This window comes from Streptomyces mayteni (genome assembly GCF_054783955.1).
In genome coordinates, this window is record NZ_BAAGPR010000051.1 from 14293 (window position 1) to 28582 (window position 14290).

13 protein-coding genes are annotated in these 14290 nt (G+C 73.6%); 8 read left to right on the forward strand and 5 right to left on the reverse strand.

Annotation, left to right across the window (positions count from 1 at the left end; all coding sequences use genetic code 11):
• The first annotated feature begins 14 nt into the window (after positions 1 to 14).
• Both ACYVPE_RS22025 and ACYVPE_RS22030 read left to right on the forward strand, forming a co-directional pair.
• Positions 15 to 662 carry an HhH-GDP family DNA glycosylase gene (locus ACYVPE_RS22025; protein WP_461035391.1) on the forward strand — a complete coding sequence of 216 codons (648 nt, stop codon included), beginning with the start codon at positions 15 to 17 and terminating at the stop codon, positions 660 to 662.
• 52 nt (positions 663 to 714) lie between these two features.
• Positions 715 to 1059 (forward strand): DUF3140 domain-containing protein, encoded by a 345-nt coding sequence (locus ACYVPE_RS22030; RefSeq protein WP_461035392.1) that lies wholly within the window; start codon positions 715 to 717, stop codon positions 1057 to 1059.
• A 19-nt stretch (positions 1060 to 1078) separates the two neighbouring features.
• Here ACYVPE_RS22030 and ACYVPE_RS22035 read toward each other — a convergent pair whose 3' ends face one another.
• The gene (locus tag ACYVPE_RS22035; protein WP_461035393.1) at positions 1079 to 2299 is read right to left on the reverse strand and encodes an MBL fold metallo-hydrolase; all 1221 of its coding nucleotides are present in this window, start codon (positions 2297 to 2299) and stop codon (positions 1079 to 1081) included.
• A gap of 211 nt (positions 2300 to 2510) precedes the next feature.
• On the opposite strand from ACYVPE_RS22035, the gene ACYVPE_RS22040 reads away from it, so the two are divergent.
• Entirely contained in the window at positions 2511 to 3314 is an 804-nt protein-coding gene (locus ACYVPE_RS22040) for a DUF7134 domain-containing protein (protein WP_461035394.1), read from the forward strand.
• Positions 3315 to 3339: 25 nt separating this feature from the next.
• On the opposite strand, the gene ACYVPE_RS22045 is transcribed toward ACYVPE_RS22040, so the two are convergent.
• Positions 3340 to 5058, reverse strand: a complete 1719-nt coding sequence (locus ACYVPE_RS22045) for an acyltransferase (protein ID WP_461035420.1) — start codon at positions 5056 to 5058, stop codon at positions 3340 to 3342.
• 262 nt (positions 5059 to 5320) lie between these two features.
• Here ACYVPE_RS22045 and ACYVPE_RS22050 point away from each other — a divergent pair, with 262 nt between their 5' ends.
• The 5 genes from ACYVPE_RS22050 to metG all read left to right on the forward strand — a co-directional run bounded on the left by ACYVPE_RS22050 (position 5321) and on the right by metG (position 12785).
• On the forward strand, positions 5321 to 6223 hold the full coding sequence (locus ACYVPE_RS22050; RefSeq protein WP_461035395.1) for a phosphatase PAP2 family protein: 903 nt from the start codon (positions 5321 to 5323) through the stop codon (positions 6221 to 6223).
• Positions 6224 to 6445: 222 nt separating this feature from the next.
• A complete protein-coding gene (locus ACYVPE_RS22055) occupies positions 6446 to 7702 on the forward strand; it encodes a transglycosylase family protein (protein WP_461035396.1) in 1257 nt (418 codons plus the stop codon).
• Between the two features lie 225 nt (positions 7703 to 7927).
• Positions 7928 to 8740 (forward strand): SAM-dependent methyltransferase, encoded by an 813-nt coding sequence (locus tag ACYVPE_RS22060; RefSeq protein WP_461035397.1) that lies wholly within the window; start codon positions 7928 to 7930, stop codon positions 8738 to 8740.
• Positions 8737 to 10902, forward strand: coding sequence for a putative bifunctional diguanylate cyclase/phosphodiesterase (locus ACYVPE_RS22065; protein ID WP_461035398.1), 2166 nt, complete (start codon positions 8737 to 8739; stop codon positions 10900 to 10902). Before ACYVPE_RS22060 ends, ACYVPE_RS22065 begins: the two co-directional genes overlap by 4 nt.
• Before the next feature lie 140 nt (positions 10903 to 11042).
• Complete coding sequence (gene metG / locus ACYVPE_RS22070) at positions 11043 to 12785, forward strand: methionine--tRNA ligase (protein ID WP_461035399.1); 1743 nt, start codon at positions 11043 to 11045, stop codon at positions 12783 to 12785.
• A 7-nt stretch (positions 12786 to 12792) separates the two neighbouring features.
• Here the strand turns inward: metG and ACYVPE_RS22075 are convergent, their stop codons facing one another.
• The 3 genes from ACYVPE_RS22075 to ACYVPE_RS22085 are packed head-to-tail and all read right to left on the reverse strand — an operon-like array spanning position 12793 to position 14262.
• A complete protein-coding gene (locus ACYVPE_RS22075; RefSeq protein ID WP_461035400.1) occupies positions 12793 to 13416 on the reverse strand; it encodes a GTP-binding protein in 624 nt (207 codons plus the stop codon).
• Positions 13394 to 13816, reverse strand: a complete 423-nt coding sequence (locus ACYVPE_RS22080; protein WP_461035401.1) for a DUF742 domain-containing protein — start codon at positions 13814 to 13816, stop codon at positions 13394 to 13396. Before ACYVPE_RS22080 ends, ACYVPE_RS22075 begins: the two co-directional genes overlap by 23 nt.
• Complete coding sequence (locus tag ACYVPE_RS22085) at positions 13813 to 14262, reverse strand: roadblock/LC7 domain-containing protein (RefSeq protein ID WP_461035421.1); 450 nt, start codon at positions 14260 to 14262, stop codon at positions 13813 to 13815. Before ACYVPE_RS22085 ends, ACYVPE_RS22080 begins: the two co-directional genes overlap by 4 nt.
• Positions 14263 to 14290 lie beyond the last annotated feature (28 nt).

Below are 14290 nucleotides of genomic sequence, written 5' to 3' on the forward strand. Positions count from 1 at the left end.
GGAGGTGGACTGGCATGACCGAGCGGACCGAGCGGACCGCGCGCGCCGTCGTCGACCGGTGTGGGGAGACCTACGCCGAGCAGGCCGGGATCCGGCTGCGGAACAGTCCGGCGGCGCTCTACCAGCTGTTGGTGCTCTCGCACCTGTTGTCCGCGCGGATCAGCGCCGGGGTGGCCGTGGCGGCGGCCCGGGCCCTGTTCGAGGCGGGGATGCGCGACCCGCGCCACATGGCGGACGCGACCTGGCAGCAGCGGGTCGACGCGCTTGGCGTGGGCCACTACCGGCGCTACGACGAACGGACCGCGACCCAGCTCGGGAACGAGGCGCGGCTGCTGCTCGAACGGTACGGCGGTGACCTGCGCCGGCTGCGCGACGAGGGGGACGCCGGGGAGTCGCTGCGGCAGTTCCCCGGCATCGGCCCGGTGGGGGTGGACATCTTCCTCCGGGAGGCGCAGGCCGTCTGGCCCGAGTACGCGCCACGGGTGGACCAGCGGGTGCGGGCCGGTGCCGAGCGGGTCGGCCTGCCGCGGACCCCGAAGACCTTGAGCGGGCTGGTGAGCGAGGAGGAACTGCCACGCCTCGCCGCGGGGCTCGTGCGGGTGTCGCTGAACCGGGGCCTCGCCGACGAGGTGCGCGCGACGGCACGCGGCTCGGCCGGCTGAACCGGCGCGCAGGCGGCCGAATCCGACATACCCACTACCCGGGAGGCTCACCATGGCCGACATCGAGGCGCTGGAACTCGAGGCGCTGTGGACCGACTTCCACTCCGCCGTCAACATGACGTCCCCGGAGCTCGCGGCCTGGCTGCGGACCAGCAGCGCGGGCGAGGACAGCGAGGAGATCCCCGACCACGCGGGGCCGGCCCGCGGCCGGGGCGTACTCGGGATTCTCAGGAAGCGGCAGATGGATCTCACCGACGCCGACGTCGCACTGATGCGGGACGTGGTGGCGGCGGTGCGGGACGAGCGGGAGGCCGGCCCCAGGGCCGAACTGCCGGAGCCGGCGTGGCGCTACCGGCTGATGGCGCTGGGGCACGACCCGCTGCGCGCGCCGAGCTGACCTGGGGCGGGAAACCGCCTCAGTGCTCCACGGGCCGGGGCGCGCGCTCCGCGGCGAGTTCGCCGCCGCCCTCCCGGCCGGGCGCGCCCGAGGCAGCGGCCGCTGCCTCGGGCGCGGGCTTGGCCAGCGCCCGCCACCACGGACGGACCGGCAGGTCCTGGGTGGGCTCGAAGGACTCGCCCGGCCTGGGCACCGCCACCGAGACGCCGGCCGCGCGCGCCGCGCGGACGGACCACTCGGCCGGCTCCTCCCAGGGGTGCGGGGCCAGGTTGAAGGTGGCCCAGTGGATCGGCAGCAGCACCCCGCGCGGGGTGCCGCCCGACAGGTCGAGGTGCGCCCGCACGCCCTCGTCGGGCGTCATGTGCACGTCCGGCCAGAACTCGGGGCTGTAGGCGCCCATCTGCATCATGGTGACGTCGAACGGGCCGAGCGCGGCCCCGATGTCGGCGAAGCCGGGGAAGTATCCGGTGTCCCCGCTGTGGAAGACCCGGTGCCGGGGGCCGACCACCGCCCAGGAGGCCCACAGGGTGGCGCCCTGGTTGCGCAGGCCGCGGCCGCAGAAGTGCTGGCCCGGGGTTGCCGTCAGCGTCAGCTCCCCCACCCTGGTGGACTCGTGCCAGTCGAGCTCGACGACCTTCTCGGCCGGCACCGACCAGTGCTCCAGGTGCGCCCCCACCCCGAGCGGCACCACGAACACCGTGTCGGCCGCGGCCAGCGCCCGCATGGTGGGCATGTCCAGGTGGTCGTAGTGGTCGTGGGAGACGACCACTGCGTCCAGCCGGCCAAGCTCACCGAGGGACAGCGGCGTCGGGTGCAGCCGGCGCGGGCCGACGAAGCCGAAGGGCGAGCAGCGCTCCCCCCACACCGGGTCGAACAGCACCCGGTGGCCGTCGATCTCGGCCAGCGCGGTGGCGTGCCCGAGCCAGGTGATCCGCAGCCCGCTGGCCGGCTCGCCGCCCGGCTCGACGAGGGCGGGCCGCACCACGGGCGGCGGCGCGGTCGGGGTGCGGCGCGCCCACAGATCGCGGCGGAAGGACGCGCGCACCAGCGGCAGCGCCTCCCGGGCCCGCAGCGTGCGGGTGGGCCGCTCGTTGCGGAAGGCGCCGTCCCGGAACTGCGGGGAGCTGCGGATCCGCACCAGGCGCTCCCCTGACGGCTCGGCGCCGAAGGAGGCGGGGCGGAGCCCGGACAGCGGGGACCGGCGGTAGGGCTTCTCGTCACGGGCGGACGGCTCGGCCACGGGGACCTCCCAGTTACGTCTCGTCACTGTAGATGATGGGGGTGACAACCCGTCACGCTCCGTCGACGGTCCGGGGCGGAGGGGTGTCGTCCCTCATCGAGGATGCGACCTCGGGGGTGGGGGCGCCTCCGCCTCGGAGGTGATCTTCCGGGCCGCGGAATACTCCACCGGTTCGACTCGGCTCGTGGGCGGCGGCCTTAGGCTTGCCCGCATGGACTGGGCGCTTCGGGATCTCGGAGGGCGGCGGAGCGGCGCCGGTCGGCACGACCGGGTGGGCCGGGTGGACCCGGTCGACGCCTGGCTGGCGCTGCTGTTGCTCGTGCTCTGCGTGTTCAACATCGCGGTGGACGAGAAGCTGCGCGGCGTCGACCTCCTGGAGGCGGTGCCGCTGGCGCTGGCGATGACCGCCGCGCTGGCGCTGCGGCGGCGGATGCCGGAGCTGACGCTGCTGGTGGCGCTGGCGGCCTGGGTGGTCCAGGTGGTGCTGGAGAACGGTCTCCTGGCCACGGCGCCGGCGCTGTACGCGGTGGTCTCCACCGTCGCGGTCCACGGGGCGCCCTGGGCGATGGGCCTCGCGCTGGCCGGCGGCCTCAGCGCCTCGGTGCTCGCCGCGGCCTGGTCCATCGCCAGGGACGACATGCCGGTCGGGGCGGCGACCCAGCTGGCCGTGGCGATGCTGCTGCCGTTCAGCCTCTGCTGGGCCCTCGGCTACCGGGCGCGGTTCCGGCGCTGCTACCACCACCAGCTGGCGGAGCGCGCCGACACCACGCTCCGGCTCGACGCGGCCCGGCGGGAGGAGGCGTTGGCCACCCAACGCGCCGAGATCTGCCGGGAGATGTACGACATCACCGGGCACCGGGTGGCCGGCATGGTGGTGCAGGCGGAGGCGGCGGGGCGGGTGCTCGACCGCGCGCCTGGGCAGGCGCGGCAGGCGCTGCGCACCATAGCCAGCAGCGGCCGCGAGTCGGAGTGCGACCTGCACAGGACCCGCGGCGTGCTGCGCGAAGAGCCGTGACCCGGCGGCCCCGCCGCGTCCGGGGTCAGACGGGTATGGCCGGGGCACGGGCCGGCTCCGGGCGGTGCACGCCGCGCGGGCGGTAGCCGAGCAGGTCGGCGCGGCCGGTGAGGTCGGCGAGCAGCCAGAGGATGGCGAGCCACATCTCGGTGCCCTGGAGGCCGGGTTCGCGTCCCGGCCCGGTGCCTTCCGGTGCGGGTCCGAAGCCGAAGCCGCCTCCCTCGTGCCAGCGGTCCAGGGCGCGGGCGAGCTGGCTCTCGGCCCAGTCGCGCGCCTCGGCGGCGCGGTGCCCGGTCGAGCGGCCGGCGAGCCACAACGGGTGGGCCACGTCCAGCACGTTGCAGGCGTTCTCGCGCCCGGCGGCGAAGTAGCGGGGGGCGCGGGCGTGGTCGAGGACGGTGTCGACGACCCGCTCCGGGTGCGGCACGGGTATCCCGAACTGGGCGAAGGAGCCGCGGGTGAGCCGGTAGTAGCCGTTGACGACCTGGAGCCGGCCGCTGTCGGGCGCCGGGCGGCCCCACATCCCGGTCCACGGGTCGACGCGGGTGAGCAGCCAGCCGAACAGCGCCTCCAGGGTGCCGGGGGCGGCCGGTTCGGCGCCGAGTTCCAGGTTCCAGAGCGCGCCGGTGGCGAAGGAGTCGATCCAGGCGCCGGCGTGCCAGGCCCGGTCGGCCCAGGGCAGCCGGTCCAGACGGTCGGTCAGCGGGCCGGGCGCCAGGCGGCGCACGGTGTGCACCGGGTGGCGCGGCTCGCCGCCCAGCAGGCGCAGCGCGTAGCCGACGGCCAGGACGTGGTAGAGCGCGGGACCGTCGTCCACGAAGCCGTCCTCGGCGGGCGGCGGCAGGGTGGCGCCGAGTTCGGGCACCAGTCCGGTCGTCGGGTCCTGGGCGGCGCGCAGCCGCTCCAGGTGGGCGGCGGCCGGCAGTTGGGCCGGGGCCTCGCCGAGCAGCAGGTCGGCGATCTCGACGGCGTCGCAGTGGGCGCGGACGGTGGGGGCGGCGCCAGGACGGTCCACGTAGCGTTCGCCGTCCCAGCAGCGGGCCAGCACGGCGGCGGCCCGCTCGCGGGCGGCGGCCGCGAGGGCGGCGAGGCGGCCGTCGAGGTCGTCGGCCACGCGGGGCGCGGCGGGCGCCGCGGGGCGGCGGGACGCGCGGTCCCCGGTGTCGCGGCGGTCGCGGATGAACCGGGCGGGGTTGCCGCCCACCATGGCCCAGTCGGGCACGTCGCGGGTGACGACGGCGCCGGCGCCGATGACGCAGTGGTCGCCGATGGTGACCCCGTCGAGCACCACCACGTGCGAGCCGATCCACACGTCGTCGCCCACCACGATGCCGCGGCTGGTGGTGGGCTGACGGTGGATCCGCCGATCGGGGGAAGTGGAGTGGTTGAAGCCGAGGAGCGAGGTGTGGGCGCCGATGCGGACGGCCTCGCCGAGGGTGACGGTGCCGCGCACCGTGGTGAAGGGGTTGATGGTGCAGTCGGCGCCGGTGGTGACGGTGCCGGTGAGGTAGGCGTGCGCGGCGACGTAGGAGTCGGCGCCGAGCCGCAGGCGGTCGGGGAGGACGGCGGCGAGCGGCGAGAGGAAGCAGCGCTCGCCGATCTCGGCGCCGGTGGCGGCCGTGAGGCGGCGCTGGTGCGCGAGTTGGGCCGCCCGCTGTTCCTGGGTGGCCTCCTTCTCGAAGAGCCACGGGCAGTGGTCGAAGCGTCCGTCCGGGGGAACCTGCGGGTCCTGCGCGTTCATCATGTGCCTCACGGGTGTCGCCTGATGGCCGCGGAGAACGGGGCCAGTGAACCGATTCAAAACGCTAGGCCGCCGGAGTTCCCACGGCAAGGCACCGGCCGACCGATCGAGCCGATTCCGAGCGATCCGGTAACTCCGAAGGGCCGGAACGGTCACGAGCCCGTAAACTCGGTGCGGGTAACCGAAGATCGAAACGCGGGGCCGAAAGGCCTCGTCACGTTTCCAGACCGCGGTCCGATCACCCAGCCATTCGGGAATACTGCCTATGCGAAGCACCGCTGTGCTGAAGCGCGCCCTCACCGCGCGAGACCCGGAGGGTGCCGCGCGATCCGCGCGGCCACCGCTCGTCCGGGAGTTGCCGCTCATCGTGGCCCTCTACCTGGCCTACAAGTTCGGCAGACGGGCGGCCAACGGCCAGTTCGCCGAGGCACGCGACAACGCGGAATGGGTGTGGCAGCTGGAGCGGGCCCTGCGGCTGCCCGGCGAGAAGCTGGTGCAGGACCTGCTGTTGCACAGCGAGGCCGTCATCCGCTTCGTCAACGTGTACTACGCCACGGTCCACTTCCCGGCCATCGTGGTCTTCCTGCTCTGGATGTACTGGCGGCACCCGGGCCACTTCGTCTGGGTCCGCTGGGTGCTGACGTGGCTGACCGGCGCGGCGCTGGTGCTGCACCTGCTGTTCCCGCTGGCCCCGCCGCGGCTCTTCCGGCCGTCGCGGATGATGGATACCGGCGTGGTGTACGGGCCCGCAGTGTACGACAAGCCAGAGGCCGACTCGATGGCCAACCAGTTCGCCGCGATGCCCTCGTTGCACGTCGGCTGGGCGGTCTTCATCGCCGTCGCGCTGATCGTGGCCTCCCGGAGCCGGTGGCGCTGGCTCTGGCTGCTGCACCCGCTGATCACGGTGATCGCCGTCGTCGGCACCGGGCACCACTACTGGATGGACGGCCTGGTGGCCTGCGCGATCCTCGCCGTCGTCCTGGCGGTGCTGCGGCCGCCGCGGACCGCGCCGCGCCGGCCAGCCCCGGCGGCCAAGGGCGCCGCGAGCGCGGACGGTCCGGGACCCGATCCGGGCACCGACGACCCGATCGCCGGCGCGGGCGAGACGGCGCTCGGCGCCCCTGACGGCCGGGCGAGCCCCAAGGGCCTCGCCCACCGGGGCGGCTGACCGGGGCCCGCCCCGGCCCGCCGGCGGGTCCCGGCTTCCGACGGCTCGTCACGGTGGGGCTCGCGGCGACGCACGGCGTCCCCGTGAGCCCCACCGTGCCACCCCTGCTCCCTTGTCGCGCCGGATCGCCGCCCATATCGTTTGATCCGCCGGACAACTCCCGTGATCAAGCCATAATCTGACGGGCGTATGGAGCAGTCCGTTCGGGGAGGGATCAGCCCAATGAGCACACGTGGACGCCACCGCCGCTACCGGCCGAACGCGGTCTCCCGCGCCTCGCTTACCGTGACGGCCTCCGGCGCAGGTCTCGCACTGCCGCTGATCACCGCGGCCTCCTCGTCGGCGGCGCCCGTCGACACCTGGGAGCGGGTCGCCGAGTGCGAGAGCGGCGGCGACTGGGCCATCGACACCGGGAACGGCTTCTTCGGTGGGCTCCAGTTCCAGCAGAGCACCTGGGAGGCGTACGGCGGCACCGCCTACGCGCCGCGGGCCGACCAGGCCACCAGGGACCAGCAGATCGCCGTCGCCGAGGCGGTGCTCGCCGGGCAGGGCCCGGGCGCCTGGCCGCACTGCTCGGGGGTGGCGGGGCTCACCCGCGACGGCGTCGAACCCGAGATCTCGCCCGACGGGGCGCCGGCCGCCGAGGCGGCGGCCGAGACCGAGACCCGGGCCGAGCCGGAGGCCGAGGCCGAGCCCGTCGCCGAGGCCCGCCCCGCCTCCGCCCCGGCCGCCGAGGACACCGGCCGCTACGAAGTGGTGCGCGGGGACACGCTGTTCGGCATCGCCACCACCCACGAGGTGGGCGGCGGCTGGCAGTCGCTCTACGAGCTCAACCGCTCCACCATCGGGGGCGACCCCGACCTGATCATCCCCGGCCAGCGGCTCGCGCTGCGCGGCGAGGCGCCCGCCGAGGAGCGGCGCGCCGACCCGGAGCCCGAGCCCGAGCCGGAGGTCGAGGTCGAGGAGCCGGCCGCCGAGCAGGCCGAGCCGGAGCCGGAGCCGGAGCCGGAGCCCGCGGAGGAGCGGGCCGAGGAGGAGCAGCCGCAGGGCGACCGCGACGACGGGCCGGCCCAGGCCGCCTACACCGCCCCGGTCGACGCCGGCACCGGCACCGCCTACCACGCCACCGGCAGCTCCTGGTCCCGCGGCTACCACACCGGCGTCGACTTCCCGGTGGGCACCGGCACCTCGATCAGGTCCGTGGCCCCGGGCGAGGTGGTCTCCGCCGGCTGGGCCGGCTCCTTCGGCTACGAGGTGATCGTCCGGCACGCGGACGGCCGCTTCAGCCAGTACGCCCACCTCTCCGCCATCTCCGTCTCGGCCGGGCAGCCCGTCGGCTCGGGGCAGCAGGTGGGCCGCTCCGGCTCCACCGGCAACTCCTCGGGGCCGCACCTGCACTTCGAGATCCGCACCGGCCAGGCGTTCGGCACGGACATCGATCCGCTGGCCTATCTGCGGGAGCGGGGCGTCTCCGTGTGACGACCGGGTAAACCGGTTCATCACCGGGGCCGCCCCCGGCACGAATCGGCCGTCACGCTGGCTTGATGCCGCCGGCGTGCCGGCCGACCTATCGGGACAGATGGCCAGGTAACCCCCTGGAGTGGCAAGGTCGCTCCCCGGTTTCCTTCCCTCGCATGGCGCGAAGTCAGTACCCTCGACCGTCGGGGCCAATTCGTGCATATGCAGGGGACATTGGAGACGCCGATGGAACGACCCGCCTGGGCGCCGCACGGCATCGACCTGTCGGTGCCGAGTGTTTCCCGGATGTACGACTACTACCTGGGCGGTTCGCACAATTTCGAGGCCGACCGGGCGGCCGCCCGCAAGGCCATCGAGGCCTTTCCCGGGCTCCCCAAGATCATGCAGGCGAATCGCGCCTTCATGCGCCGCGCCGTGCGCTTCGCGATATCCCGGGGCGTCACGCGGTTTCTCGACATCGGCTCCGGCATTCCGACCTTCGGCAATGTCCACGAGACGGCCAGGGCGGCGAGCGACGAGGCGCGCGTCGTCTACGTGGACAACGACCCGGTGGCCGTCGCGCACAGCCGGGCCGTGCTGGCCGACGACGAGCGCGCCGACATCCTGGCGGCCGACTTCCGCGACCCGCTGTCCATCGTGGACAGTGAGCAGGTCCGCCGGCTGCTCGCCCCCGACCAACCGGTGGCCCTGCTGCTCGTCGCCCTGCTGCACTTCCTCGACGACGAGGCCAAGCCGGGGCAGCACGTCGCCCGGCTTCGCGACGCGCTGCCGCCCGGCAGCCTGCTCGTGATCAGCCACGCCGCCACCGAGAGCCTGCCGGGGAGCCGCGAGCGCGGGAACCGGCTGAGCGACGTCTACCGCAGGGGCGGCGCGACCCTGGTGATGCGCACCAGGGAGGAGGTCGCCGCCTTCTTCGACGGCTTCGACCTGGTGGAGCCCGGGGTCGTACCGCTCCCCGACTGGCGCCCGGAGGCGCCGGTCGAGGAGGAGGACCCCATCGTCTATGCCGGCTACGCGGGAGTAGGACGCAGAGCGTGACCCCCTCGCCCTCGGGCCCCGCCGGGGGTTCCCTCGCCGGTCTCGGCACGGAACCACCTGACGGGCCAAGACGTTTCGCCAGAATCCTGTGCCGCGCCGTGTTCCCGGCCACCGCCACCTCGATGACCAGCGCCGAGTTCGAGGAACTGCTCGTCGGCCTGACCACCAGGCTGGCCACCGCGCTGCACGCCAGGCCCTTCGACCCGACGCCGGCGCGCGCCGTGGGCGAGGCGCTGGTGGCGGCGCACTGCACGGCCGCCGACTCGCTGCCCCGGGTGCTCGGCGTCATCGACGCCTACCTCGTCCTCTACTGCGCCGACCCGGCCACGCTCGCCCCCGACGAGTCGCGGAACCGCTGCGCCAGGCTCCAACACGCCATCGCCGCCGGCTTCGCCCAGGCCCTCCAGGAGCGCACCAGGCGCGAGCAGGAGTCGCTCTCCCGCGCCGCGATCACCGCCCAGACCGAGATCGCCCAGGCCCTGCACGAGAGCGAGACCCGCTTCCGCGCGGTCTTCAACGACGCCGCCATCGGCATCGCCATCGCCGACATGGCGGGCGACATCCTCAACGTCAACGACGCGTTGGCCCGGATGTTCGGCGGCTCGGCGCACCAGGTCCGCAGCCGCAACCTCCTCGACCTGACGCACCCGGAGGACTCCCCCGACATCTGGCGGATGCAGCGCGAGCTGATGCGCGGCGAACGCGAGCACTACCGGGTCGAGAAGTCCTACGCGCGCGCCGACGGCACCGTGCTGTGGACCAACCTGACGGTGTCCCTGCTGCGCGACGCGGACGGCGAGCCCCGCTACATGATGACGATGATGGAGGACATCTCGGAGCGCCGGCTGCTGCACCTCAGGCTGCGCTACCAGGCCACCCACGACGCGCTCACCGACCTGCCCAACCGCTCGCTGTTCTTCGAGCGCCTCGAACAGGCCCTCTCCCCCGGCTCCGGCTACGGCCGGGTGGGCCTGTGCTACCTCGACCTGGACGGCTTCAAGGCCGTCAACGACAGCCTTGGCCACGCCGTCGGCGACCAGTTGCTGATCGCGGTGGCCGAGCGGCTGCAGTCCTGCGCGGCGGGCTCCGGGCAGATGCTGGCCAGGATCGGCGGCGACGAGTTCGTCGCGCTGGTCGTCGACCCGCCCACCCCCAGGACGGTCACCGAGCTGGCCGAGCGCGCCCTGGAGGCGCTGGCCTCGCCGGTGGAGCTGGGCGGCCGGGAGCTGATGGTGCGGGCCAGCATCGGCGTCGTCGAGGGCCCGACGCGCGACCTCACCGCGGCCGAGGTACTGCGCAGCGCCGACATCACGATGTACCGGGCCAAGGCCGCCGGCGGCAACCGGTACGCGCTGGCCGACCCGGACTCCGACGCCCGGGCCATCAGCCGGCACCACCTCACCCACCACCTGCCGGCGGCGCTGCGCGGCGCCGAGTTCTTCATCGAGTACCAGCCGCTGGTCGCCATGCGGGACGGCAGCCTGGAGGGCGCCGAGGCGCTGGTGCGGTGGAGTCACCCCCGGCACGGGGTGCTCGGCCCCGACCGGTTCATCCCGCTCGCCGAGCACACCGGCCTCATCGTGCCGCTCGGCCGCTGGGTGCTGCGCGAGGCGGTGCTACAGGCCTGCCAGTGGCAGGTGCGCGGCATCGGGGGCCCGCGGCCGCTCAAGGTCAACGTGAACCTGTCGCCGCGCCAGCTGCACCACCCGGAGCTGGTCGAGGAGACGGTCACGGTGCTCGAGGAGGCCGGCCTGCCGCCCAGCTCGCTCTGTCTCGAGGTCACCGAGACGGCCATGATCAGGGCCGACGAGAAGGAGCTCAGGCCGCTGCGCGAGCTGGCCGACCTCGGAGTGGGCATCGCGCTCGACGACTTCGGCACCGGCTACTCCAACCTGGCCAACCTGCGCCGGCTGCCCGCCAGCACGCTCAAGCTCGACCGGTCGTTCACCCTGGGGCTGCAGCGCTCCCCGGCCGACCCGGTCGACCTCAAGATCGTCGAGGGCATCGTCTCGCTGGCCCACACCCTCGAGCTCTCGGTGACCGTGGAGGGCGTGGAGACGTCCATCCAGGCACAACAGCTGCGCGACCTGGGCTGCGACTCGGCGCAGGGCTGGTACTACGCGCGGCCGGGACCGCCCGAGCAGCTTCCCGAGGCGGTCTGAAGGGCCGGGTCCTGGCGGGAAACGCGCGTGAGAGCGGCACGCCCGGCTCGGTAGGATGGGTGAGTTCAGACGCCGTGATCCGTCACCTTCCGTGACCGTGATCGCGCTCGCGCCCTTCTTGACCATTGGAGCATCCGAGGATGGCCCGACACCTCATCACCAGTGCGCTGCCCTACATCAACGGGATCAAGCACCTGGGGAACATGGTCGGCTCGATGCTCCCGGCCGACGTGTACGCACGTTACCTGCGGCAGCGCGACCACGACGTCCTCTACATCTGTGCCACCGACGAGCACGGCACGCCGGCCGAGCTGGCCGCGCAGGCCGCCGGGCTGCCGGTCGCCGAGTTCTGCGCCCAGCAGCACGACGCGCAGAAGGCGATCTACGACGGGTTCGGCCTCCGCTTCGACTACTTCGGCCGCACCTCGTCCGCGCAGAACATCGAGATCACCCAGCACTTCGCGCGCCGCCTCAAGGAGAACGGGTTCATCGAGGAGCGGACCACCCGCCAGGTGTACTCGCTCGCCGACGGGCGCTTCCTGCCCGACCGCTACATCGTGGGCACCTGCCCCTACTGCGGCTACGAGGCGGCCCGCGGCGACCAGTGCGAGAACTGCACCCGGGTGCTCGACCCGACGGACCTGCTGGAGGCCCGCTCGGCGGTGAGCGGCTCCACGGAGCTCGAGGTGCGGGAGACCAAGCACCTCTTCCTGCTCCAGTCCAAGCTGGAGGGCGAGGTCGCCGCCTTCGTCGAGGCGCACGGCAAGGAGTGGCCCACGCTCTCCTCCTCCATCGCCCGCAAGTGGCTGACGGAGGGCCTGCACGACCGGGCGATCACCCGCGACCTGGAGTGGGGCGTGCCGGTCCCGGCCGACGCCTGGCCCGACCTGGCGGCCGAGGGCAAGGTCTTCTACGTCTGGTTCGACGCCCCGATCGGCTACATCGGCGCCACCAAGGAGTGGGCGGACGCGGCCGGCGACGGCGAGGAGCGCGACTGGCGCTCCTGGTGGTTCGAGGCCGACGAGTCCGTGCGCTACACCGAGTTCATGGCCAAGGACAACGTCCCCTTCCACACCGTGATGTTCCCGGCCACCGAGCTGGGCACCAGGGAGCCCTGGAAGAAGGTCGACTACGTCAAGGCGTTCAACTGGCTGACGTACTACGGCGGCAAGTTCTCCACCTCGCAGCAGCGCGGCATCTTCACGGACGCCGCCCTGGAGCTGCTGCCGGCCGACTACTGGCGCTACTTCCTGATGGCCGGCGCCCCCGAGTCGGACGACTCGTCGTTCTCCTGGGAGCTGTTCTCCTCGGTCGTCAACAAGGACCTGGCCGACACCCTGGGGAACTTCGTGAACCGGGTGCTCTCGTTCTCCCGCAAGCGCTTCGGCGACGCGGTGCCGGCCGGCCACCAGCCGGGCGAGGCCGAGGAACGCCTGGGCGAGGAGATCGCCAGGCTGCTCGCCGAGTACGAGGAGCACCTGGAGGCGCTCCAGTTCCGGAAGGCGGCCTTCGCGCTGCGCGCGCTGTGGAGCGCGGGCAACGCGTACCTGGAGGAGAAGGCGCCCTGGCTGGAGATCAAGACCGACCAGGAGGCGGCGGCCCTGACGCTGCGCACCGCGATGAACCTGATCCACCTCTACGCGGTGGTCTCCGAGCCGTTCATCCCCTTCACCTCCGAGGCGCTGCGCGGGGTCTTCGACGCGCCGGCGGCCGCCGGGGCGGCCTGGGTGACGAGCGAGGAGGCCAGGGCGCTCGACGCCGTCGCGGCGGGCACGGCGTTCACCGTGCCCCCGGTGCTGTTCGCCAAGATCACCGACGAGGACCTGGAGTCCTTCCGGGAGCGGTTCGGCGGCCAGGTCGAGCAGGAGGGCCAGCAGGGCTGAGCCACGCTCAGGTGTGGGCGGCGGGCGACCTGCCGGGGCGTGGCTCCCGGCCGGTCGCCCGCCCGCTTCTGACGTCGATCAGGTGCTGGACGAGGGCCACCAGCACCTGGGTGGCCGAGGCGGACTTCCGGGCGTCGCACAGCACCACGGGCACCTCGGGGCGCAGGTCCATCGCGGCCCTGATCTCCTCGGGCGGATAGCGGATCGCGCGGTCGAACTGGTTGACCGCCACGATGAAGGCGAGGCCGCGGCGCTCGAAGAAGTCCACGGCGGGGAAGCTCTGTTCGAGGCGCCGGGTGTCGACCAGCACGACGGCGCCGAGCGCCCCCTGGCACAGCTCGTCCCACATGAACCAGAACCGCTCCTGCCCTGGCGTGCCGAACAGGTAGAGCACGTGCCGGTCGTCCAGGGTGATGCGGCCGAAGTCCATGGCCACGGTGGTGGCGTCCTTGTGCTCCACGCCCTCCAGGCTGTCCGTGCCGGCGCCGGCCTGGGTGAGCAGCTCCTCGGTGCACAGCGGCTCGATCTCGCTGACGGCGCCGACCAGCGTGGTCTTGCCGACGCCGAAGCCGCCGGCGACGAGGATCTTGACGGCGGTGGGAAAGGGGTCACAGGCGTGCGCGGAGTCCATGCAACACCGCCTCCAGCAGGTCTCGGTCGGTCACGGAACGGCCCGCCGGCACGGGCGAGTTGAGGGTCACGGCGCCGAGCTCGAACAGGTCGGCGAGCAGCACCTTGGTGACCGCGACCGGCAGCCGCACCTGGGCGGCGATCTCGGCCACCGGCATCGGCCCGCCGCACACCCCGAGCACCTGGGCGTGCTCGGGTCCAAGCCGGCGGCGCAGCGGCCGCCCGGTGGCCAGCACCATGGTCAGCAGGTCGAGGTGGACCGTGGGGCGGGTGCGGCCGCCGCAGGCGGTGAAGGGGCGGATCAGCCGGCCGGCGCTCTCGTCGAGCCAGGGCAGCTCGGGCACCGGCGGGTAGGCGGTGCCGGGCTCGGGGGCGGCGTCCGGCACCCGGGTGGCATTCAACGGGCCGCTCGCTGCCTGGCCGGGGTGGCCAGGAAGGGGCGCACGCTCCGCACCAGCAGCGCCATCTCGTAGCCCAGGATGGCCGGATCGGCCTCCCGGCCGGTGAGGACCGCGAGGCAGGCGCCCTGGCCGGCGGCGCAGACGGACAGCAGGGCGCCCGCCAGCTGCACCACCACCTGCCGCACCTCGCCGCCGGACTCCCAGGTGTCGGGGTCGGCCTCGGACGGCGCCTGCGGCAGGGTGGCGGCGCTCCTGGCCAGCGAGTAGAGGCCGGCCGCCAGGGCGGCCAACTGGTCGGCGGTGCGCGGTTCCAGGCCGTGCTCGGCCTTGACGAGGCCGTCGGCGGACAGCAGCAGCGCGCTGCGGGCGTGCGGCACCCGCTCGACCAGACCCGTCAACAGCCAGGACACGTCCGCCTGCCGGCCGAAGGGCACGTCGCTCTCCATGGTCATGGTCGCCTTGATCTCCTCGGGC